Annotated in this window: 19 protein-coding genes; 16 read left to right on the top strand and 3 right to left on the bottom strand. The window is 45.9% G+C overall.

The features are described from left to right. Positions 1-48: 48 nt before the first annotated feature. Positions 49-660, bottom strand: a complete 612-nt coding sequence (locus MHI06_RS19310) for a VTT domain-containing protein (RefSeq protein WP_340398780.1) — start codon at positions 658-660, stop codon at positions 49-51. A gap of 199 nt (positions 661-859) precedes the next feature. On the opposite strand from MHI06_RS19310, the gene MHI06_RS19305 reads away from it, so the two are divergent. Together MHI06_RS19305 and MHI06_RS19300 are read left to right on the top strand one after the other, a co-directional pair. Then, on the top strand, positions 860-1,798 hold the full coding sequence (locus MHI06_RS19305; protein WP_340398779.1) for a Gfo/Idh/MocA family oxidoreductase: 939 nt from the start codon (positions 860-862) through the stop codon (positions 1,796-1,798). A gap of 32 nt (positions 1,799-1,830) precedes the next feature. Next, complete coding sequence (locus MHI06_RS19300) at positions 1,831-2,145, top strand: hypothetical protein (protein WP_127545610.1); 315 nt, start codon at positions 1,831-1,833, stop codon at positions 2,143-2,145. A 25-nt stretch (positions 2,146-2,170) separates the two neighbouring features. Here MHI06_RS19300 and MHI06_RS19295 read toward each other — a convergent pair whose 3' ends face one another. Beyond that, positions 2,171-2,989 carry an AraC family transcriptional regulator gene (locus MHI06_RS19295; RefSeq protein ID WP_169481981.1) on the bottom strand — a complete coding sequence of 273 codons (819 nt, stop codon included), beginning with the start codon at positions 2,987-2,989 and terminating at the stop codon, positions 2,171-2,173. A 188-nt stretch (positions 2,990-3,177) separates the two neighbouring features. On the opposite strand from MHI06_RS19295, the gene MHI06_RS19290 reads away from it, so the two are divergent. The 7 genes from MHI06_RS19290 to MHI06_RS19260 all read left to right on the top strand — a co-directional run bounded on the left by MHI06_RS19290 (position 3,178) and on the right by MHI06_RS19260 (position 10,307). Beyond that, positions 3,178-4,290 carry a Gfo/Idh/MocA family oxidoreductase gene (locus MHI06_RS19290; protein ID WP_340398778.1) on the top strand — a complete coding sequence of 371 codons (1,113 nt, stop codon included), beginning with the start codon at positions 3,178-3,180 and terminating at the stop codon, positions 4,288-4,290. Between the two features lie 202 nt (positions 4,291-4,492). Next, a complete protein-coding gene (locus MHI06_RS19285; RefSeq protein WP_062835305.1) occupies positions 4,493-5,461 on the top strand; it encodes a sugar phosphate isomerase/epimerase in 969 nt (322 codons plus the stop codon). Between the two features lie 24 nt (positions 5,462-5,485). Then, positions 5,486-6,214, top strand: coding sequence for a trehalose utilization protein ThuA (locus MHI06_RS19280; protein ID WP_017687549.1), 729 nt, complete (start codon positions 5,486-5,488; stop codon positions 6,212-6,214). Positions 6,215-6,724: 510 nt separating this feature from the next. Beyond that, the gene (locus tag MHI06_RS19275) at positions 6,725-7,021 is read left to right on the top strand and encodes a helix-turn-helix domain-containing protein (protein ID WP_074096966.1); all 297 of its coding nucleotides are present in this window, start codon (positions 6,725-6,727) and stop codon (positions 7,019-7,021) included. 194 nt (positions 7,022-7,215) lie between these two features. Next, positions 7,216-7,947 carry a hypothetical protein gene (locus MHI06_RS19270; RefSeq protein ID WP_340398777.1) on the top strand — a complete coding sequence of 244 codons (732 nt, stop codon included), beginning with the start codon at positions 7,216-7,218 and terminating at the stop codon, positions 7,945-7,947. Between the two features lie 196 nt (positions 7,948-8,143). After that, on the top strand, positions 8,144-8,857 hold the full coding sequence (locus MHI06_RS19265; RefSeq protein ID WP_340398776.1) for a hypothetical protein: 714 nt from the start codon (positions 8,144-8,146) through the stop codon (positions 8,855-8,857). A gap of 119 nt (positions 8,858-8,976) precedes the next feature. Then, a protein-coding gene (locus MHI06_RS19260; RefSeq protein ID WP_340402059.1) for an IS3 family transposase occupies positions 8,977-10,307 on the top strand; the annotation gives its coding sequence in 2 pieces (ribosomal slippage) (positions 8,977-9,358 and positions 9,358-10,307; 1,332 coding nt in all). 110 nt (positions 10,308-10,417) lie between these two features. Here the strand turns inward: MHI06_RS19260 and MHI06_RS19255 are convergent. Next, complete coding sequence (locus MHI06_RS19255; protein WP_169481984.1) at positions 10,418-11,134, bottom strand: Crp/Fnr family transcriptional regulator; 717 nt, start codon at positions 11,132-11,134, stop codon at positions 10,418-10,420. 432 nt (positions 11,135-11,566) lie between these two features. Here MHI06_RS19255 and adhE point away from each other — a divergent pair, with 432 nt between their 5' ends. From adhE to metG, 7 genes are all read left to right on the top strand, one after another. Beyond that, positions 11,567-14,179, top strand: a complete 2,613-nt coding sequence (gene adhE, locus MHI06_RS19250) for a bifunctional acetaldehyde-CoA/alcohol dehydrogenase (protein WP_340398775.1) — start codon at positions 11,567-11,569, stop codon at positions 14,177-14,179. A 638-nt stretch (positions 14,180-14,817) separates the two neighbouring features. Then, positions 14,818-17,076 carry a formate C-acetyltransferase gene (pflB, locus tag MHI06_RS19245; RefSeq protein ID WP_169481986.1) on the top strand — a complete coding sequence of 753 codons (2,259 nt, stop codon included), beginning with the start codon at positions 14,818-14,820 and terminating at the stop codon, positions 17,074-17,076. Between the two features lie 89 nt (positions 17,077-17,165). After that, a complete protein-coding gene (pflA, locus tag MHI06_RS19240) occupies positions 17,166-17,918 on the top strand; it encodes a pyruvate formate-lyase-activating protein (RefSeq protein ID WP_340398774.1) in 753 nt (250 codons plus the stop codon). A gap of 292 nt (positions 17,919-18,210) precedes the next feature. Continuing rightward, positions 18,211-20,463, top strand: coding sequence for a stalk domain-containing protein (locus tag MHI06_RS19235; RefSeq protein ID WP_340398773.1), 2,253 nt, complete (start codon positions 18,211-18,213; stop codon positions 20,461-20,463). 337 nt (positions 20,464-20,800) lie between these two features. Beyond that, entirely contained in the window at positions 20,801-21,265 is a 465-nt protein-coding gene (locus MHI06_RS19230) for a Fur family transcriptional regulator (RefSeq protein WP_145322670.1), read from the top strand. Positions 21,266-21,267: 2 nt separating this feature from the next. Beyond that, positions 21,268-21,519: a membrane protein insertion efficiency factor YidD gene (yidD, locus tag MHI06_RS19225; protein ID WP_017687565.1), complete on the top strand. Its 252-nt coding sequence runs from the start codon at positions 21,268-21,270 to the stop codon at positions 21,517-21,519. Positions 21,520-21,986: 467 nt separating this feature from the next. After that, entirely contained in the window at positions 21,987-24,047 is a 2,061-nt protein-coding gene (gene metG, locus MHI06_RS19220) for a methionine--tRNA ligase (protein ID WP_340398772.1), read from the top strand. Positions 24,048-24,100: the final 53 nt, after the last annotated feature.

Genomic DNA, 24,100 nt, shown 5'->3' with positions numbered 1-24,100 from the left:
AGCCGGAATGAAAACAAGCTGGAACTGAACGGCTTACGGATTCTGTATTCAGACTTTTTTACGTGACCGAAAGCGAAATAAGAGCAATACAATGGCCATGAGCACCAGATATCCGGCAAGGATCCCCAGGCTTAGCCAGATGGAGGTTTCAGCCTGTGCACCTGCATAGGCAAATACAAAAATCGCTGGCATTTTGCCAATGGCCGTGGCAACCATGAAGACCCAGAATGGTGTGTACGTTATACCTGCGTAAATATTAACGGCCATCTGAGGCACGATCGGCAACAGGCGCATTGACATGACTCCCATGAACGGATGTGCTTCCATCCATGTGGTAAAACGATTCAGACCCCGAATGCGTTCGAGGTACGATCTCGCCTGATGTCTGAAGATGGTTCTTGCTCCGCCATAGACGAGCATTGCAGCAAGTGTGGTTCCAAGCCAGCATATCCAGGCTGCCGTTGTGGTACCGTAACTGTAACCAAAGGCGATAATAACAAACTTATAAGGAATTACAGGCACAAGAGCAAACAATGTTGCCATGGCGAGTAACAGCGGGATGGACTGATGGAGATCGGTCCAGGCCAGCAGTTCATATCTGTAAATAAACGTGACTCCTGCAAGTAAAACATATAACAGAAGCCATAACCATTTTCGCAAAATTCCAAACGCTCCTTTCAGATCAGGCAGGTCTAGTCGTGTCCCAATCTGTACTGCTGTTCCTCATAAGTTTACCACGTTCGCCCATTGTCTGAACAATTCGAGCGAAGTCTGCTGCAATCACTGGCAAGTTGCTGTCCGAAGGGTTACACTATAGGACGTGGAAATATAGAACCGAACTGAAGGTGGAATGATCATAATGGAAACAACCAAACGTAAACGAATTGCAATTATCGGCCTCGGCGGTATTGCACGTAAAGTGTATTTGCCGCTGTTGACCGCTCATCCGAACGTGGAGATTGTGGGGATTATGAACCGATCTCCGGAGCCGGTCAAAGCCGTTCAGGAGGCGTATAGATTAGAACGAGGAACAACGGATCTGAAAGAACTGTTGTCCTGGGACCTGGATGCGGTGTTTGTACATACAGCAACAGAAGCACACTTTGACATTGTCATGCAATGTTTGGAACAGGGATTGGCCGTTTATGTAGATAAGCCGTTATCCTATACGCTTCGGGAGTCGGAAGAGATGACGGCTTTTGCCGAGGCACAAGGTCTGTTACTGGCAGTGGGCTTCAATCGCAGATTCGCACCGATGTACCAAAAAGCGAAAGAATGGATGCAGGATGGAAAAGGTTTTGAATCCCTGACAGTGACCAAACATCGTACAGGCATTCAGGATCGTCCTGCGGCAGAAACCATCTATGATGATCTCATCCATATGCTGGATCTAATGATGTGGTATTCGGATCACAACGTGGAGCTGCTTCATCAATGGATTCGGAAGAATGATCTGGACAGACTGCTGCATGCAACCGGAACGGCCAAACTGGGCAGAACAGCCTACGGTCGATTCGATATGGTGCGTGAAGCTGGGGCAGATCTGGAGGAGGTCGAATTGCATGGTGGTGGACGATCTGTTGAAGTCGTGAACATGGACACGATCAGCTACATGGAACAGGGGAGTCTGGAAACCAAAGAAACGTTCGGGAGCTGGGACACTGTGTTAGCACGCAGAGGTTTTAGCGGAGCCGTCGATCATTTCCTGGCTTGTCTGGACTCGCCTGATGATTGCCTGATCAGTGCAAGTCATGTCATGGACAGCCATGAGCTAGCTGAACAATTAATCCGCAAATAGTTGCAGAATACACATACGGAGGAATACAAGTCATGGATGAATATGAAAAGGAACGTAATAAACAGATCGAGGAAGCTGTTGTAGAAACCTATAAACAGGAAGAAGAGATGATGATCCTCGTATTTGCCCAGTGGTGTGTCAATCATGGATTGGACCCGGAAGAGATGTACCGGCAAGCCTACCCGAATCAGCAAAGCAACGAGCGTTTGCAACAGGTGCAGAAGCTGATTGTTTCCAAGGAGGAAGCCGGCGAGATCCCGGATGATACGGTACTTGGCGTATTGTCCATGTTTGGCAATGAAGATCTGGCGATGGTTGTATCTGAGGCCATAGCCGCGCGCAAATAAGTTCAACTTACGTATACTGGTATGATTACATCTGTTCCCGGTGAATGACGCGGAATTCCTTCGGCGACATGCCGAACCGGGAACGGAATACCCGATGGAAATAGGTATAGTTGTTGAAGCCGGAAGACTCAGATACTTGCTCCAAGGTCATTGGACTGAAAATAATCCGTTCCCTGGCCATATTCAACCGTACGTCAAGCGTGTATTGCATGATGCTTTTGCCAAACGCTTCTTTGAAGAGATGAACCCCCCGTGAGACACTGATACCAATATGTGTTGCCACATCATCCAGCTTGAACAATGAGGAAGCGTTTTCTTCAATGTAGTTCTTAATCTCATAAGCCACATAATTGGTGTTGGTTATCGTCGGATGCTCCGACAGTAGACGATCCACTTCGAGACATAAAATCCGCATATAATAACTTGAAATTTCCGGATAAGGATTGGAAATGCGGCGTTGCTCCAGCACGAGCTGTCGAAACAGCACTAACAGACTTTCAGTCAGTTCAACTTTGATCCGGGTTGGCCGTTTGTGACGCTTCCACCACTCATCCACCCATGAACCATTGAAGAAGATGTGATAGTCGCCACTTTCCACCAGTCGTTCTCCCATCGGATTGATTTCATTGTCTATTCTCAGCTCATAAGGCTCATCAGGATCAAAAAGAAGCAGATCGCCCGCATCTACCAGGGACATGTCCCCGTCAATACGTGAACGGCAGCGTCCGTCTGTTTGCAGTCTTAACAGGTAGTTCTTCACCCCTTCAGGCTGCACCATAGCGTAGGGTTTACGATGAAATGAAAAGCCTGCTGTAAGAACTTGGCAGGAATGATCTGTCGGCATGGGCATACTCCTTGCAATTTGAAAATTATGACCAGATAGTTCATGTTTCAATCATATTATTCATTTTAATTGAAGCGGAAACGGAATACCATAGTATTAGATTCAAGGAACAGGAAACATCCAACAAAACATATGTATATCAACCATTCAAACGCGGGTTCACCATGCGTAAGGAGATGAACATCACAGTGGAGAAAATGAAAGCAGGCATCATCGGGTGCGGTAACATCAGTGCCATCTACTTGGAAAATCTCAAAAACAATCCGGTCATTGAAGTCGTGGCTGTTGCGGATTTGATTCGTGAACGCGCTCAGGAACGGGCAGATGAATTTAATATCGCAAACGTTTACAATGTAGATGAGTTGCTGCAAAATAGCGAAATTGAACTCGTGTTGAACCTTACGGTTCCTGGCAGTCATGCCATAACCGATCTGGCTGCACTCGAAGCAGGCAAACATGTGTATGCCGAGAAGCCGCTGGCCATTTCTCTTGAGGATGGCCGCAAGGTTGTTGAGCTGGCTGAGGAAAAGGGGTTGTATGTTGGTTCTGCACCGGATACCTTCCTTGGTTCAGGCATCCAAACAGCTCGTAAAGCCATTGAGGATGGGCTGATTGGTAAGCCGGTTGCAGCGACTTCATTCTTCATGGGTGGAGGACCAGAAGCTTGGCATCCTAATCCGGAGTTCTTTTATGTTGCAGGTGGCGGACCGATGTTTGATATGGGACCTTACTACCTGACCGCTCTGATTACGCTGCTTGGACCGATACGCAGAATCAGTGCCTCGGCAGGGATACAGATTGCAGATCGCAAGATTGGCTCTGGGCCGAAGGAAGGTACAGCACTGCAAGTAGAGACGCCTACTCACTTGGCAGGAACCATTGATTTTGCAGAAAGTGCCATTGCAACCATGATCACCAGTTTCGATATTCGCGGAGCTTCGGATCTGCCACGTATTGAAATCTATGGTACAGAAGGTACGCTTAGTGTACCGGACCCCAATTATTTTAACGGGGAAGTGAAGGTTCGCAGATACGGTCAAGACACTTGGGAGACGGTCAAACCAGTCTTCGAAAGTGGACAAAACGAACGAGGCATCGGCGTAACGGAAATGGTCGAATCCATTCGTGCCGGAAGAGAACACAAAGCCAGTGGCAAGCTTGCTTATCACGTACTGGAAGCCATGCATTCATTCCAGCGTTCTTCACTTGAAGGCAAGCACGTACATCTGGAGAGCAGCTATGATTCTTTTGCAGTAACTCGCTCAGTTCAAACTGAAATTGAAACCGTGGAATCGCACTAGCTCGGAGTACCAAGTGTTCGAAGCTTGATGCTCTTACGAGTGAAGCAGAATAACCAGTATTCTTACGTTCAATTTCAGGATAGAAACACTCTCGATTTTCCACACTAATTAAACAGGCACGTGATCTGAACGGTAATTGTCTACAGTTCAATATTCATGAATTCAGCAATCATACGATATCTAATCCAGGGAGGAATCGCACTTGAAACTCGGCGTATTTTTGGTACTATTCGGAGGACGTAAATTGGAGGATGCTCTTGATTATGTAGCATCCAAGGGATTAAAAGCAGTAGAAATCGGAACAGGTGGACATCCAGGCAATGCACATTGTAAGCCGGATGAATTGTTAAGCAATCCTACAGCACTGAAAAACTTCAAAAATGCAGTGGAATCACGCGGTTTGACGATCAGCGCACTTAGCTGTCACGGTAACCCGCTACATCCGCAAAAGGATATTGCCAAAGGATTTCACGATGATTTTGTTAAAACGGTAGAACTGGCTGAGAAGCTGGAAGTACCTGTAGTGAATACATTCTCCGGTTGCCCGGGAGACCATGAGGATGCCAAATATCCGAACTGGCCTGTTGCACCATGGCCGAATGACTTCCAGGAGATCCTGAAGTGGCAGTGGGAGAACAAAGTTATCCCTTACTGGACAGAGTGGGGTAAATTTGCAGCAGATCGTAACGTAAAAGTTGGATTGGAGCTGCATGGTGGATTTTCGGTTCATACACCAGCAACGTTGCTGAGACTGCGTGAAGCAGCAGGTGAAGTGATCGGAGCCAATCTGGACCCAAGTCACATGTGGTGGCAAGGCATTGATCCGGTGCAGGCGATTCACATTTTGGGACGTGAAGGAGCGATCCATCACTTCCATGCAAAAGATACAACGATTGATCCGATCAACGTGAACAAACACGGTGTAACGGATATGCAGGATTATACTAATATGCTGGATCGGGCTTGGCAGTTCCGCTCGGTTGGTTATGGACATGATAACAAGACTTGGGCAGATATTATGAGTGCCTTGCGTCTGGTCGGATATGATTATGTGGTAAGTATTGAACACGAGGACGGTCTGATGTCGGTTGAAGAAGGATTCTCTAAAGCCGTGCAAAATCTCCAGCAAGTATTGATTGAAGAGCCGCTGGGCGATATGTGGTGGGTTTAGAGCTACACTAGGGGGAAATTGAATATGATCAACGTCACCATTTGGAATGAATTTGTCCATGAGAAAATTCACGATGAAGTAAGGGAAGTCTACCCGGATGGTCTGCATCGAGCGCTGGCTGACGGACTTGGCGGCGAAGGCTTTGCTATTCGGACGGCTACACTGGATCAGCCTGAACACGGATTAAGTGATGAAGTGCTGAATTCCACAGATGTGCTCATATGGTGGGGACACATGGCACATGATCGCGTAAGCGATGAGATCTCACAGAAGGTCGCGCAGCGAGTGCTGAACGGCATGGGAATGATTGTGCTTCATTCAGGTCATTTCTCTAAACCATTCAAAGCACTGATGGGAACAAGCTGCGATCTGAAGTGGCGTGTAGCTGACGAGCAGGAAATTGTATGGTGCGTTAACCCATCTCATCCAATTGCGGATGGCATCGAAGGCAAGATTGTATTGGAAAAAGAAGAAATGTACGGGGAATTCTTCGATATTCCAGTACCGGATGAACTGGTGTTTGTAAGTAACTTCCAAGGTGGGGAAGTATTCCGGAGCGGATGCACGTTCCGGCGCGGTGAAGGTAAAATCTTCTATTTCCGACCAGGTCATGAGACGTATCCGACCTATTACAAACCGGAAATATTAAGAGTAATCAGTAACGCTGTGAAGTGGGCATATCCTGCCCGTAGCTTTAAGCCGGAATTCGGCAAGAGCGAACCTGTAAGACCATTTGGTGGCGTGCTGGTTTAATTCACTAATTGCTTCGTGAAAGATATATATAAGTTCAACTAACCTTTACACAATAACGGAGAGGGCAGAAATAACTTGAAGAAGCGGAGCGTGCGCCTTTATCCCCGGATTTTCCCTTTAGAAAGGATTCAAAAAAAATCTGGGGATAATAGCGATCGGAAAGTTGTTCTGACGTCGCAGTGCTAGTGTAAATATGCTTTAGTTGAACTTATACTGATAATGTACACGAAGGAACCCTTCTCCAAGTCAATGATGACTGTGGCAGTTGGGTTCTTTTTGGGTAAGATAGTACTATGGGGAAGTTATACGATATTTCCCATGGTTACGACGCAGCGTGTAATGTATACTGGGATGTATGATCCATTTTGGATGTTATGCTTCTAAAATTTAAACTTTTTAGTTGCAGGCGTTTTCTTTGAAGCTTAAATATGTTATTATGAAATATACTAACAAAATGTAAGTTGAGTGATCTCTAAAGAGGTGATTAATGTGGAAGGTCAAGACTTGCGGATGTGTCCGCGTTTTGAGACGGCGTTTTCGTTTTTGGGCAAGCGCTGGAATGGTTTAATTATTCAAACGTTAATGAGTGGTTCGAAGCGATTCAAGGATATCTCCAATCTGATTCCATCCATGAGTGATAAGATGTTATCCGAACGGATGAAAGATCTGGAGAGTGAAGGTATTCTGGTTCGTCACGTCTATCCCGAGACGCCAGTTCGTATTGAATATGAACTGACGGATAAAGGTAGAGCGCTCCAGCCCGTCATGAATCAAATTCAAGACTGGGCTGAGCAGTGGGTTGACTAACGTATAAGCAATATCACCCACTTTCGTTGCATGAGTGACATAGACTCCTGATTTCCGTGGAAATCAGGGGTTTTTGTCTTAAGTATTATGTTGATCGGCGTTTTTCTCTTGGGCTATGCACATGTTGTCATGAGTTGTAGTATAATCTATAGAAAATGGCCACAGACGGCCGGAGCGAAGGAGGCCCACTTGTCATGAGAGAAGAAAGCTTATCCCATGAAGTACGCTACGGCAAAAAAGATATTGCAGAACTTGAGAGCGCATCCATTCAAGTCCATCTAATTTACAAAAAAGCTGCAGAGTTGTTTAAGCGCACAGCATATTCCCGTTCGGTTAAGGATGATCTTGCCGAAGTGAATACGCATTCTGTGAACAGCGATGGTCCGAAATTAGCTCCGGCGGTGCTGCAAAAATGGATTCAAACGTCCAGGGGCTGGAAGTGTATCGGATGTGAGCTGGGACAACCTGATTCAACGATGTCTCAGATGGAAGAAACTATGCATGCTAAGCAATTGGCTTTAGATGTGGGAGAAGGTCGGTTGGTTCAGGCAGAAATGCTGATTCAGGCGGTTGTCTGGTCACAATATGAGAAGATTCGAATGTTTGCGCCATGGCTTGGTGATGAACCCTTTTATAGCGTGCAGGAACTGGATGTCATTGCCCGTTATATTGTGCCTACCTATTTCTCGGAACGGCCTTTGCATGAGCAAGGCAAGGTATTCAAGGTCCATCAACAATATGGGCAGATTCCTTTGTATCAGGAGTATGTAGACGCACCTTCATGCTGCGTGCAGGTGGACGGTGGATTGCTTGAAGGGCGATTGCTGACAGGGGTATACGTATCTGAGGAGCAGTTCTTCGGGCTTAATCCATATCTGAAAGATGGCGATGGAGGACGGACATACATGCAGGCTAGTGTCCAATGATAACGTAACCAATGATAACGTAAAAATGATTTAGATTGGGAGCCTGTGTGCAGGCTCTCTTTGTTGTACAAGCCCTGTCTAGAGGGCACGCGCCATAAAAGTAACGGCTTTGACACTTTTTTTTGTTGAGTGTTGTGCCATAATAGAGGTTATGGACAACAGGGTGAATGATTTTACGCAGGGTGGTGTTACCTACATGAAGAAGAAAATCCCCGGTTACATAGGTGTATGTTTGCTCATTCTGGCGATCTTGGCGGGATGTAGTGAGACGCAGCCTTCAGAGCAGCCAATTGTCAAAGAGACGGAAACAGCGAATACGATTACAGTGGCTGTAGATGGCAGTACGTTTTTGCCTGATGCAACGAAGTCCATTAAGCGAGATTTTAGTGAGGGTTTGACACTCAAAAAAGCATTACTTAATAGCGGACTCGTTGATTTTACAGCAGATGGAAAGCGGATCCAATCCGTGGGTGAAGTTTCTCTTGATTCTTCGCTGAGCTGGGCTGTGAAATTGAATGGCAAGGATATTGAACAGGAAGATTGGGACATGGAGCTTCATGCCAAAGATGAAGTGATCATTTACGTGAAAGCCGCTGACATTGGGGGGGATGGCGTTGCATATCAGACAACGTTACTCAAGGTGAGCGGTGGCAACATTATGCCAACTCTTAATCGTCAATATGCTGGCGTCTATGTCCAGGAATGTACAGTTCGCGATGTTTTGAAGTCCAGCGGGATTGTGAGAATGTCGGAGAACAACAAATTCGTCGTTTCCGTCGAGAATGTTACGCCCCGCATGAATCAGCGGTGGGTCATTATGGTGAACGATAAGGAATTAATGGAAAATGGTTTGGATATGAAATTGAATCCACGTGATGCGGTAAAGCTTGAATTGACCAATGCATCCTAGCATACAAAGAAGCCCAATCTCTATAAAATGTACCCTATAAGATGGACACTTTGAAAAAAGCCCATCTTATAGGGTACTTTGTTTATAATGAAAAAAAACGATGTTGGAGCGGAAATGTTATGACGAAAAGATTACTGACGAAGAAAGAACAAGAACAACTAAAACGGAATCCAAATGTGATCGCTGTTAGTGAAAAGGCGATTACGTATACCGATGAATTTAAGCGCCATTTCATTGCACAAAATGAACAGGGTAAACTGCCACGAGACATTTTTGAAGAAGCGGGCTTAGATGTTGAATGTATTGGTTTAGAGCGTGTCCGTTCTTCTGGAAAACGTTGGCGTGCTTCGTATCGTGAAGCGGGTGTAGAAGGCTTACAGGATACACGTAAAACGAATTCAGGTCGCCCTTCGGAACGTGAATTAACATTAGAACAAAAGATTGAACGATTAGAAGCAAAAAATCAATTGTTACGAGCGGAAAATGAACTGCTAAAAAAGCTCGATCTACTCGAAAGGCAGATGTTGAAAAAGAAATAAAAGTGGCTGTAGAGCTGAAGTTTGAACTCATTTATCGGACGATCAGAACGTATAAATTGAAGCGGTTGGTCAGCTATCTATGCGATATTATGGAAGTATCACGTTCGGGTTATTACAATTACTTCACTGAAAAATCAGCGCAAAAGCGTATAGCTGAAGCCGAAGCAGATGAGATGGTAAAGGAAATGATTTTAAAGGCCTATCGATTCCGTGGACGTAAAAAAGGAGCACGCCAAATTAAAATGACATTAGAAAATCAGTACAAGATGACGTACAACTTGAAGCGGATTCGTCGGATCATGAAGAAATTTGAAATCATCTGTCCCATTCGAAAGGCTAATCCAGCCCGTAGAATGGCAAAAGCAACGAAAGAACATCGCACATGTCCAAACGAATTACAGCGCAATTTTAAGCCAGGCGAGGCGGGAAAGGTGTTATTAACCGACATCACCTATTTAACGTACAAAGGCAACCAGCGAGCTTATTTATCAACCATGAAAGACGCACAGACGAATGAGATTTTAGCGTATGAAGTGTCTTCTTCGTTACGCATAGACATTGCGCTGAACACGCTTCATCAATTGAAGAAACACCGACATATCACAAAAGATGCGTTAATCCATTCCGATCAAGGCTTTCATTATACGAACCCACAATTCCAATCCGTAGTGAAAAAAATGGGGTTAACTCAATCCATGTCACGACGAGGAAACTGTTGGGATAACGCTCCCCAAGAATCATTCTTTGGGCATTTTAAGGATGAAACGAATATCAAAGAATGCGAAACATTAGAAGAAGTAAAACGAGAAATTAAGAGTTATATGACGTACTATAATCATTATCGAGGGCAATGGAATTTGAAAAAGCTGCCGCCTGTAAAATACAGACAGCAGCTTCAACAAGTTGCCTAGTTTTTTTTCAAAATGTCCTTTACAAAGGGTACACTTTATATGCAGAGAACTGGGCTTTTTTTATTGATGAATTTGTTTTGAAAGCAAACATTTGTTAGCATATTCAAACATTAAATACGACAGATTTCGTTCGGGCAAAGTTCACAGTGACAGATGCCTTGCAGCATCTTCAGATCTTTGATGACGATCATGCCATTGTCATATTCTATACCATCTTTCTTGCGCAGATCGCTTAACATGCGGTTTACACTTTCACGGGTGGCTCCAATCATATTGGACAGATCCGTGTGGGTAATTTTTTTGTGTATAATGACATGCTCTCCGTGAGGCTCACCATACGAATTCGACAACCGAATGAGAGTAGAACAGAGCGCACCTGGTTTGCCATATAACATGAGGTCCCGGAACTTGGTCTGTGTCAAACGGTGGTGGATGCCCATCCATTTCATAAAGTCGATCGCAAAGTCACAATGCTGGCATATCAGCATTTCCAGGTCTTTGTGCTCCAGTACACCAATCTCACTGTCTTCCAGTACTTCCGCTGAGAAGCTGTGTTTGGAGCCGAAGAAGGGATCGGCCTGACCAATCATATCACCGGACTGATACATGTACATGATCAGTTCCTTACCTTCATCAGTTGATTTGGTGATCTGGGCACGACCCCGTTTCATATAATAAAGTTTGTCGGAGACGTCTCCTTCCCAGTACAGATGGGTACCTTCGGGATAGGTTCTATCTTTCATGGTAACCAGCAGATGGTTGAAATTCGCTTCCGAGAAACAATTGGTATTGCCGCGCTTTTCCAGTACAGTCGTTAGTTCTCTCATAAGTCTATCTCCCCTTTATGTCCGTCGGACGACCTTCTGTAACTTGCAGTAGCCTCCGAGGTTCGCCGCAAACCGTTGCCGTCCTGATCAGGGTCATCTCGGCCGGGAGGAAGGACGGTACAAATTGCGGTGGTTCAATTTTTAAGTTCAGTATATACCTAAACTTACCTTTTAGGGGGCATGGGAAGGCATCAAAAATGGCGAAATTTCAAACATTGTGATTAAATTCACTTTTATTAGGGAAGGATGTGTTCGATAGTACAACATTTATTATAGGAAGTGGAAATCAACTTGTTAGCGGACATTACAAAACTAAATTTAAATTTGTTATACTTTGTGAAAAAAATCACATGATTACGTTTTTGGCTATGGTACGATGTGAATGTAAACGAGAGAGACAAACTAATACGAACCTTTAGGAGGATGAGGGAGATGGCTGTAAAGAACGAAGTCGCCCCAGCAAAAGAACCGACAGCAGGTCAGTATATTCAAACGTTAATCGACAAAGCGAATAAAGCACACGCCGCATTCATGAAGATGGACCAGAAGCAGATTGACCGGATTGTGCAAGCAATGGCGCTTGCGGGTCTGGATAAACACATGATGCTCGCCAAAATGGCCGTAGAAGAAACAGGCCGCGGAGTGTATGAGGATAAAATCACCAAAAATATATTTGCAACAGAATATGTGTACCACAGCATCAAGTATGACAAAACCGTAGGTGTGATTGAAGATAACGAATATGAGAGCTTCCAGAAAATTGCGGAGCCGGTCGGCATCATCATGGGGATCACACCAGTGACCAATCCAACATCAACGACGATGTTTAAAGCACTGATCTCCATCAAGACGCGTAACCCAATCATCTTCGGTTTCCACCCATCTGCACAGAATTGTAGCCGGGAAGCTGCTAAAATTCTACTGGAAGCAGCTGTGAAACATGGTGCACCAGCAGATTGTATTCAGTGGATTGATGATCCTTCCATGGATCGTACGAACGAACTGATGAATCACAATGATGTGGCTCTCATTCTGGCAACAGGCGGATCAGGCATGGTACGTGCAGCGTACAGCTGTGGTAAACCTGCACTGGGCGTAGGACCGGGTAACGTACCTTGCTTTATCGAGAAAAGCGCGGATATCAATCAGGCAGTTACGGATTTGATCTTGTCGAAGTCTTTCGACAACGGCATGATCTGTGCTTCCGAGCAAGCGGTCATCATTGAAGAACCGATCTTTGATCAAGTGAAGAAAAAAATGATCGCAAATGGCTGTTACTTTGTTAACAAAGATGAAGCAGTAAAATTGACAGCAGGAGCGATTAATGCCGAGAAATGTGCGGTGAACCCGGCGATTGTTGGTCAATCTGCGGTGAGTATTGCGAAGTTGTGCGGTATTGAAGTTCCAGCAGGCACCAAAATTCTCGTGGCCGAGATTGAAGGGGTAGGTACAAAATTCCCATTGTCGGCTGAGAAATTAAGCCCGGTACTGGCTTGTTACAAAGTCAAAACGGCAGCGGAGGGCATTGAGCGTGCGGCAGAAGTGGTTGCTTTTGGCGGCATGGGTCACTCCTCTGTTATCCACTCAACAAATGAAGAAGTGATCGGCAAATTCGCAGATCGTTTGCAAACCGGACGGATTATTGTGAACTCACCATCCACACACGGTGCCATCGGGGATATCTACAACACAAACATGCCGTCATTGACACTGGGATGCGGATCATACGGACGTAACTCGACTTCTTCCAACGTAACCGCTGTGAACTTAATCAATGTGAAAAGGGTGGCTCGCCGTACCGTGAATATGCAATGGTTCAAAGTGCCGAACAAAGTCTACTTCGAAAAAGGGGCAACGCAGTACCTTGCCAAAATGCCTGACATCACACGTGTGGCAATTATTACAGATGCGATGATGGTGAAACTTGGTTATGTGGAAAAAGTAGAGCACTATCTGCGTCAACGCCAGATGCCTGTAGCAATCGAAGTGTTCTCCGATGTAGAGCCCGATCCGTCCACAACGACAGTAGATCGCGGAACGGAAATGATGCGTCGCTTCCAACCGGACTGCATTATTGCACTCGGCGGTGGATCACCGATGGATGCTGCCAAAGCCATGTGGTTGTTCTATGAATACCCAGACACGGACTTCAACGACCTGAAACAAAAATTCATGGATATCCGCAAACGGATCTACAAATATCCACGTCTCGGCGTAAAAGCAAAATTTGTAGCGATCCCAACCACATCCGGTACAGGTTCTGAAGTGACATCGTTCGCGGTTATCACAGATAAAAATCAAGGTAACACCAAATATCCATTGGCCGACTATGAGCTGACACCAGACGTAGCGATTGTCGATCCAGAATTCGTATACTCCCTGCCTAAAACAGCGGTTGCGGATACAGGTATGGACGTACTGACTCACGCGATTGAAGCTTATGTGTCTGTTATGGCGAATGATTACACAGATGGACTTGCGATTAAAGCCATTCAACTAGTATTCCAATACCTGGAGCAATCTGCGCTGCAAGGCGACAAACTGGCACGTGAGAAAATGCATAATGCTTCCACGATTGCAGGTATGGCGTTTGCCAACGCATTCTTGGGCATTAACCACAGCTTGGCGCACAAATGGGGCGGTCAGTATCACACCGCACACGGACGCACCAATGCAATCCTGATGCCACACGTCATTCGTTACAACGCGAAAAAACCGACCAAATTCGCATCGTTCCCGAAATATTCGCACTTTGTAGCGGATGAGCGGTATGCCGAAATTGCCCGTATCTTGGGATTGCCTGCTCGCACGACAGAAGAAGGTGTGACCAGTCTCATCAATGCCATCCGTAACCTGAACAAAATCTTGGGCATTGAAGAATCGTTCCAGGAAATCGGATTTGATGCAAAAGACTTTGAAGCACATGTGGATTATCTGGCAGACCGTGCCTTCGAAGACCAATGTACAACCGCCAATCCGAAGTTGCCGCTGGTAACTGAACTGGCTGATGTATACCGCAACGCTTTCTACGGAAAGTTTGAATAATAAATTTAGAACGAAGCGTGCCTTACGGCAAGAAGATCAGGGTTCCCCGAAAGGGGAGCCCCGATTGCCGTCTTTCACACAATAACGAGAGGGCAGAAAAACAGAAGAGTGAAGCACCTGTTTTTCAGGAGTATTCTAAGATTTGGTTTGCTCCGAGTATAGAGGAGCAATGGTTCGGTTCCTATAGAGGTTACACGGAATCCGTGATGTGGCCGTTTGAACGAACCCTTTACACGACAACGGAGGGGCAGAAATAACCTGAAAAAGCGAAGCGGTCGCCTTTATCCCCGGATTTTCCCTTTTCAAAAGGGAATCAAAAAAATCTGGGGATAACAGCGATTGGAAGGTTGTTCTGCCACGCAGTGATCCTGTGTAAAGTTCCGGTTCAATGGGACACAGCGCAGGTGGAGTGAGTTACTTCACTGACTTTGTGATAAAAATCACAGATGATGAAAGCGCCAAGTCGTATACTGAAAATGTAAGAAAAACATTCATCCCGCGGTTCCGGTTCCCAAGTAGAGAGAACATGTTCCGGTTTATGTGAAACAATTCACATTAATCGCGGCTCTGGGCACACAATGATACGAATGAAGCAATATGTTATGTGTCCAGAAATCCAAATTAGTGGAGGGATTACGATGTCGGTGATTGAAAAAGATGTCAAACAACAAACAGGCTGGAGAAACTTTACCAAAGGAACATGGACCAAATCCGTAGATGTGAATGATTTTCTGGCACACAACTTGTCTCCGTATTACGGCGATGAAGCGTTCCTTGCAGGTGCAACTCAGAATACCAAAGAATTGTGGGAGATCGTATCTGATCTGACCAAAAAAGAACGTGATAACGGCGGTGTCCTTGACGTTGACGTGAACACACCAGGAACTATTGTTTCTCACCAACCAGGTTATCTGGACCAATCCAAAGAGCAGATTGTCGGCGTTCAGACCGATGCTCCGTTCAAACGCTCCATTCAACCAACAGGCGGAATTCGCATGATGATTGACGCATGTGAGGCATATGGCTTTGAGATGCCACAAGGCGTCATTGATATATTTACAAACATTCGCAAAACGCATAACCAAGGGGTTTTCGATGCTTATACTTCCGACATGCGTGCAGCGCGTAAAGCAGGAATCATCACAGGTCTGCCAGATGCTTACGGCCGTGGACGGATCATCGGTGACTATCGCCGTGTAGCTCTGTACGGGGTAGACTTCCTGATTCGTAACAAAAAAGGTGAATTGAATGCACTCGAAGTTGATGTCATTGATGAAGATGTCATTCGTCTACGGGAAGAATTGTCTGAGCAGATTCGTGCATTGCAAGAATTGAAGCAATTGGGCGATATGCACGGGTTCGATATTTCCTTACCAGCGACTACAGCAAAAGAAGCATTCCAATGGTTGTACTTCGGTTATCTCGCTGCGATCAAAGAACAGAATGGTGCTGCGATGTCCTTGGGACGTGTATCTTCTTTTCTGGACATCTACATTGAACGTGACCTGCAAGAAGGGATTTTGTCCGAAGAACAGGCTCAGGAATTGGTTGATCATTTCGTCATGAAACTGCGGATTGTTAAATTCCTGCGTACACCAGATTACAACGAACTGTTCAGTGGAGATCCAACATGGGTAACCGAGTCCATCGGTGGTATGTCTGTGAATGGTGAAACACGTGTAACCAAAAACAGCTTCCGTTTCCTGCATACGCTGCACAACCTGGGACCTGCACCAGAACCGAACTTGACTGTTCTATGGTCCACGAAACTTCCGGAAGCTTTCAAAGATTATTGCAGCAAAGTTTCCATCGAAACCAGTTCAATCCAGTATGAGAATGATGATCTGATGCGTCCGATCTACGGTGACGATTACGGTATTGCTTGCTGTGTATCAGCGATGAAGATCGGGAAACAAATGCAATTCTTCGGTGCTCGTGCCAACCTGGCGAAAGCTCTCTTGTATGCGATCAACGGTGGTCGTGACGAGAAATCCGGTGCACAGGTCGGACCTGAGTATCCTGCCATTACAAGCGACGTGCTGGATTACAATGAGGTTATGAAACGCTTCAAACCAATGATGGAGTGGCTCGCGAAGCTGTATATGAACACCCTCAACGTCATTCACTACATGCACGATAAATACAGTTATGAGCGTATCGAAATGGCATTGCATGACCGTGACATTGTACGTACGATGGCTTGCGGTATCGCTGGTCTGTCGGTTACAGCCGACTCACTGAGTGCGATCAAATATGCCAAAGTAAAACCAATTCGTAACGAACAAGGCATCGCTGTTGATTTCGAAATCGAAGGAGACTTCCCTTGTTACGGTAACAATGAAGACAGCGTAGACAGCATTGCTGTTGAACTGGTCGAGAACTTCATGGGCATGATTCGCAAGCACAAAGCTTACCGTAACGCAGTTCCAACACAATCCGTTCTGACGATCACTTCCAACGTGGTATATGGTAAGAAAACAGGGACTACACCGGATGGTCGTAAAGCAGGTGAACCATTTGCTCCAGGTGCGAACCCAATGCATGGTCGTGATAAAAAAGGTGCACTGGCATCCCTTGGCTCGGTAGCCAAATTGCCTTATGAACACAGCCTTGACGGTATTTCCAATACCTTCTCCATCGTGCCAAAAGCACTGGGTAAAGAGGAAACTACACGTAAATCCAATCTGACTGCGATGATGGATGGTTACTTTGGTCAAAACGCTCATCACCTGAACGTTAACGTATTTGATCGTCAACAACTGATTGATGCAATGGATCACCCGGAAAATTATCCGCAACTGACTGTACGGGTATCCGGATATGCGGTTAACTTCATTAAACTGACTCGTGAACAACAGTTGGATGTCATCAACCGTACGTTCCATGGCTCGATGTAAGTAATTTGCAAGTAGAAGACCGCTAGAACAAGGCATTCCAAATCATATTAAACGCACAGCGGATGCGGATACAGAAAGGAAGAGGCAGCATGGTTAAAGGACATATTCATTCACTCGAAACTTTCGGGACGGTTGACGGCCCAGGCATCCGCTTCGTGCTTTTTATGCAAGGATGTCTACTCAAGTGTCAATATTGCCACAATCCTGATACATGGGCACTAGATGGCGGAAAAGAAATGACGCTTGAGGAGGTACTGGCTGAAATTGAGCCTTACCTGTCTTACTACCGCAGCTCCGGAGGCGGACTCACGATATCTGGGGGAGAACCAACGTTACAGGCTCATTTTGTAGCCGAGATCTTCAAGGAAGTGAAGCGCCGCTGGGGCTTGCATACGACACTGGATAGCAACGGGTTTAACGAACCGGATCGGATTCAAGATCTGCTGGATCACACAGACCTGGTTCTGCTGGACCTCAAGCATATTGATGATGAGAAACATATCAAGCTGACAGGCAAATCCAACGAGAGAACGTTGAAAACGGCCAAGTGGCTCTCAGAGCAAGGCCGGAAAATGTGGATACGCCACGTGTATGTGCCTGGTATTCATAACGAGGAAGAGGATCTGCTTAACCTCGGACGGTTTATTGGAACATTAAATGGCGTCGAGAAGTTCGAAATTCTTCCATACCATCAGATGGGGATCTACAAATGGGAAGCGCTTGGCAAAGTGTATCCACTGGATGGTGTTCCTTCACCAAGTGAAGAAGAAGTGGAGCGGGCGTATCGCCTGATCGAACAAGGTCGCCAGGAAACGGCTGGTATGGCTTGTTCCGGTAAGTGATCTAACCTTTATATAGCAACCTAAAAAATACCAACCAAGCAGTCTTTGCGAACTTGTTTCGCAAGGGCTGCTTTTATATTTGAAGCATTTTTTTCGTGTAGAGGATGTTTTTGTACGAATGACACATATAAACATTGATAGATAACTATTATCATAGTATTTTCCTTCTATTAAAAGTTTACAATTCTCCTCTTAACTTTTTAGCAACTTTTCCCGGTCCCAAGCGTCTAATAATATGACTTTTTGAGGGGGATATTTATAAAATGGGAGCAGAAGGAGCCAAAGACAAAGAATGAATTTTAAGAAGAAATTGTCCATACTTACCGCTTTTGCTGTTTTTCAGGCGTTTGCAGTGATTCCTGCGAATGCACAATCAGCTGATCAGAGCGATACTACACCAGTGAATACAGCCAAAGTTAAATCCGTGGAGGTTGTGAAGAAAGAACAAACCATCGCGGAATCCGAAGTGAAATCCGGAACAGACACTCCAACATCAAATAATGAAACAACTGAAGAAGTGAATCCCGAAACCAATGTTCCTACAGGAACAGACGTTACTCCAGTTGATCCGGTAACGGAACAGACGGACGAAGAAGGTATAGCAGAGGAAACACCAGCACCTGCACCAGTAGAAGTGGAGCAGCCGTCTACAGGGAATTCATCTGTCGCTGGAGGCGGGGTTGGAGACCTCACTCTTTATATGAACAGTAATAAAATGATGCAGGATGGCAAGACGTATCTTGCTGGACAGCCGATGGCTGTTAAAAATGGTGTATCCTATGTAGCGATCCGTGCTCTCGTTGATCGGGTTGGCTATGATGTCAAATATGATAACACAACTAAAGAAACGATCATTATTAGTGGTGAAGATGAGCTGCGTTTCAAAACAAACAGCACAATTTATACCGTTAATGGCGTATCCAGATCGATGAAGGGCCCTGCTTATCAACAAAAGAATACGTTCATGGTGCCACTGACGTCGATTACGCAGGCCCTGAACATCACATATAATGTAAACCAGCCTGCGAAAACGGTTGTATTGAAGCTGAGTACCAAACCGGTAGCCAGCTTCACCGTACAAAAAGAGGTTTTTGCTGGAGACCAGGTAACCTATACAACCAGATCCAGTTCACCCAAGGGACTCAGCATTGTTGATGAGCGTTGGACTGGCCGTCAGGATTCATTTGACCAACCAGGTGTATACACAGTAACCTATGCGGTCCAGGATTCAAGTGGTCAGTGGAGTGATCCGTATTCGGTTACGATTAAGGTTGAAAGACCGAATCTGCCACCTGTCGCGATGTTTACGACAGATAAAGAAGAATACAAAATGGGTGAGAAAATCACTTATATTGATCAAAGCACAGATGATGAGAATGCGATTGTAAAAACAGAATGGGATAACAATGCACTGGCATTCTTTGTTCCAGGACCGAAGACCGTAACGATTACAGTTACCGATAAACATGGCGCTAGCGACAGCTACACCAAGATGATCAATATTACGGGCGAAACGTTATACAGTCTGACCGACTTCAATCAATTGTTCACACCAGTAGGTGAGAAATTTACCTTCGACGGTGGCGGCGTACCGGCATTGGAGAAAGTTCCTTTCACATATTATGATGAACCAAGTCTTCTGATCCGTAGTAACAGCCCGGAAACCGTGAATACGGAAGGCATTGTATACAAGGAATCTTCTTTCGGACAGACGCGTTTCATGATTCACCATGTGAACAACACGGGCAAAAACGTGAAAATGTACGTTGTAGCGACGAACAACAATGCTTACACGGCGTCCATTGAGCAGCAAAACATGGGCTTTGCGGGACCGTCTCCTTTTGCAACGGTAGCTGGAAAGTTGTCGATTGACCGTTGGTTCCAGTCCATGCAGAATGGCACGGGACAAAAGAAAGTGTACATCCAGCCAGGAGAAAGCAAACTGATTCTCAATGATCTGAGCGTTCTTCCGATGAAACAGGGACAAGTTATCTCCTTGTATTCGGATGTATTCAGTGATTATGAATTGGATTACAACATTATCATGATCGAAGAGAACAAGGTCCCGATGGAAGTGTTGTCGAGCCTGCCGGTTCTCGATCGTGATGGGGTTCACAACCGTGGAACGTATCCAAATGCAACACGGATTATTACGTACGATCAAGAAGTGGGATCGAAGCCTGTACGTCTTCCGCTTGGAGATAATGCTAGTGATCCAAACCTTGTAGGAACGGACCCTATGGCGTACACGGAAGCGTCCAACGCAGGTAACTTCGGTGTATTGTACAAAATTACATTGAATAACGTTGCTCCGCGCACGTTGATTTCTTTCAACCCTCGTGGGGGAAGATACTCAGGTGTGGCACTTGTGAATGGACAGGTCGTTCAGATTTCTACAGGTAAATCTGTAACTGCGCCTAATGAGCAAAGCGTGATGTATCGCACAGGTTCGTACGGTGAGAGTGTAACCATCCTCTTCTCGGCGGCACCAGGAAGTAACCTGCCTGTCAACCTGCTATTTACGCCGCTACCAGCTGAAAAGTAATATCATGAACATGCACGGACGGTTTGGAGTGAAAGCTTATATCATATATACCCGTTCACCCCAAAAGTCGCCCGAACGATTAATGATCTGAACCGTCAAGAAAGGACTCCGTGTCCATGCAATGTCATTAGCTTAAGGCTAAACGTAATGGCATTGCATGTGTGGAGTCCTTTTTAAATGTTGTTGGAATGGGAGAACCCGGTAGCTTCGTTGACTCTAATCGTAATTTGATGCATTATTAGAGGTATACAAGAAAGCAAAATTTTCGTTTTTGCGGAATAAACTGTCGCTCTATGAATGATGCAAAATGCTCGTATGACAGGAGGTGCTTTAGATCATGCTGTCGACAGAACAGATTATTTCGACCATGTCCTCACAGGGGCTCCGCATTACCGATCAGCGGAAAACATTGGCCCGGTTATTTGCCGAGTCGCCCGGGTATCTTACACCCAAGGACGTCTATGAATATATGGGTAAGACTTATAGCGGACTGAGTTTTGACACGGTATATCGGAATTTGCGTGTGATGCAGGAACTGGGTGTACTGGAACAGGTCATCTTTGAAGATGGCGTTAAATTCAGAGCACACTGTAGTGAAGATCATCATCACCATCATATGATCTGTCTGAAGTGTCAGAAGACATATCCTATTGTTTTTTGCCCGATGCAGCTTGCGGATGCGCCTGAGCAATTTCAGGTTGTGGATCACAAGTTCGAGGTATTTGGATATTGCAAGGATTGTGCTGAGCATGCGCCGGCCAAAGCGGCGTCTGGACATCAACACGCTCATGGGAAGCACTGACCATGAAGTTATCGCGTAGAATAGCTCAGGCACCCATTCGGGTGTACCGCAACTATATCTCTCCATTGACGCCGCCAACATGTCGATTCTATCCAAGCTGTTCGGCTTACGCGATGGAGGCGATAGAAGTGCACGGCGCGCTCAAAGGCTCGTTGCTAACAGCGAAACGCATTGCCAAATGTCACCCGTTTCATCCAGGCGGTGTAGATCTGGTACCACCTAAGGCGGAGAAGTCCATGATGGTATCAGAGTAACGATATTAGCCGAAAGCATTCGGGTGGCCTGGAAACAGGCCAGGATTGAACTTGAGTATGCTGTCCACTTGACAAAGGGGCCCGCATTTCAGTATATTTTTCCTATATGTGCAAGTTCAAAAAGTCTAGTTTTACTTTTTGAACAACTTCTATATGATTTTCCAGTGAAGGGATAAGTACAGACACACCCCCAGTGCAGAGAGCCGGATGAGCTGAGAACCGGTCTGGGAGGAGGATGGAACATGGTCCTGGAGGAACCTCTTTCGAGCGTGCAGACAGTGATTTCAGAGCTGCTGTCGTAAGGCTGAGGCGTGATCCAGCGTTAATGGGCGGTCGAAGGACCGACAGAGCCTGTGTTTTGCGAAAAACATGGGGAATTTGGGTGGTAACACGTGAGAGCAACTCTCGTCCCATAGGGGCGGGAGTTTTTTGTGTTCTTTTTTAGTTGTTTTTGACTAAGGGATCACATGAAGCAGGAACATTTGAAGGAGGAGAAGTCATTCATGGCTGACCAAAAAACATTTTATCTGACAACACCGATTTATTATCCGAGTGACAAATTGCATATTGGGCATGCGTATACAACAGTGGCGGGAGATGCGATGGTTCGTTACAAGCGTCTGCGCGGTTATGATGCTCACTATCTGACAGGAACCGATGAGCATGGCCAGAAGATTGAACGCAAGGCACAAGAGAAAGGACAGTCACCGCAAGCTTTTATCGACGATATCGTTGTTGGTATCAAAGAACTGTGGAACAAGCTGGACATCTCCAATGACGACTTCATCCGTACAACAGAAGAGCGCCACAAAACCGTGGTTCAGGATATCTTTGATCGTTTGCTGAAACAGGGAGATATCTACAAAGGCGAGTATGAAGGCTGGTACAGCATTCCGGATGAGACGTATTACACAGAGACCCAATTGGTGGATGTGGAGAAGAATGAGAAGGGCGAGATTATCTCGGCCAAGAGTCCGGATAGCGGACACCCCGTGGAACTGGTCAAAGAAGAATCCTACTTCTTCCGCATGAGTAAATATGCAGATCGTTTGTTGAAATATTACGAAGAGAACCCGGGCTTTATTCAGCCGGAATCCCGTAAGAACGAGATGATCAACAACTTCATCAAGCCAGGTCTTGAGGACTTGGCTGTATCGCGGACTACATTTGAATGGGGCGTCAAAGTCAAAGGCGATCCAAAACACGTGGTCTACGTGTGGATTGATGCGTTGTCCAACTATATTACAGCTCTGGGCTACGGTTCATCCGATGCATCCCTGTATAACAAGTTCTGGCCTGCGGACGTTCATCTGGTAGGTAAAGAAATTGTTCGTTTCCATACAATTTACTGGCCAATTATGTTGATGGCGCTGGATCTGCCTTTGCCGAAGAAAGTCTTTGCACACGGCTGGTTGTTGATGAAGGACGGCAAAATGTCCAAATCAAAAGGCAATGTCGTTGATCCAGTAACTCTGATTGATCGATACGGTTTGGATGCACTGCGTTATTACCTGCTGCGTGAAGTGCCATTTGGTTCCGATGGTACATTCACACCGGAGAGCTTCGTAGATCGTGTCAACTCTGACCTCGCGAACGATCTGGGTAACCTGTTGAACCGTACCGTTGCGATGGTAGACAAGTATTTCGAAGGCAAAGCCCCTGCGTTTGTTTCGAATGGTACTGAATTTGATGCTTCACTCGAAGAAGCAGGTCATACCACGGTAGAAAAAGTGGAACAGGCGATGGAAAACCTGCAGTTTTCCGTAGCACTGACGGCGATCAGTCAGTTTGTCAGCCGCACTAACAAATACATTGATGAGACGCAGCCGTGGGCGCTGGCTCGTGATGAAGCGAAACGCGATGAATTGGCATCCGTTATGTCTCACCTGATCGAAAGCTTGCGGATTTCTTCCATCTTGTTGCAACCGTTCCTGACACGTGCTCCTCATAAAATCTGGGCTCAGCTCGGCATTCAGGAAGGCGAACTCACGGCTTGGGATTCAGCCAAGCAATGGGGCCTGGTTCCAGCTGGAAATGCCTTGCAAAAAGGCGATCCAATCTTCCCGCGTTTGGATTCCGAACAGGAAATTGCTTATATCTCCGAAGCAATGACTGGCGGACAAAAAGCGGCACAGCCTGAAGCAAATCAAGCAGATGCTGGAGCTTCGGCAGCTGTTGAACCGGTAACTGCACCTGAGGGCACGGAAGAGATCGGGATTGACGATTTTGCCAAAGTTGAATTGCGTGTCGCTCAAGTTATTGCCTGCGAACCGGTCAAAAAAGCAGATAAGTTGCTAAAATTGCAGCTGGATCTGGGTTATGAGCAGCGCCAGGTCGTATCGGGAATCGCGAAGTTCTATTCACCAGAAGAGATGGTCGGACGCAAAGTCATCTGTGTGACCAACCTCAAACCGGTGAAACTCCGTGGTGAACTGTCTCAGGGTATGATACTTGCAGCGTCCCATGGCGATCAGCTTACACTGGCTACTGTACCAGACAGCATGCCTAATGGCGCACAAGTGAAATAAGAATATATAAATACTGTCATAATTATGACACAAGGTGGTCCGATCTAATTCGG

Origin of the sequence: Paenibacillus sp. FSL H8-0079 (assembly GCF_037991315.1) — a bacterium.
GTDB lineage: Bacteria > Bacillota > Bacilli > Paenibacillales > Paenibacillaceae > Paenibacillus.
Note: the sequence above shows the minus strand (reverse complement) of the source record. Positions and strands in the feature narration are given on the sequence as shown.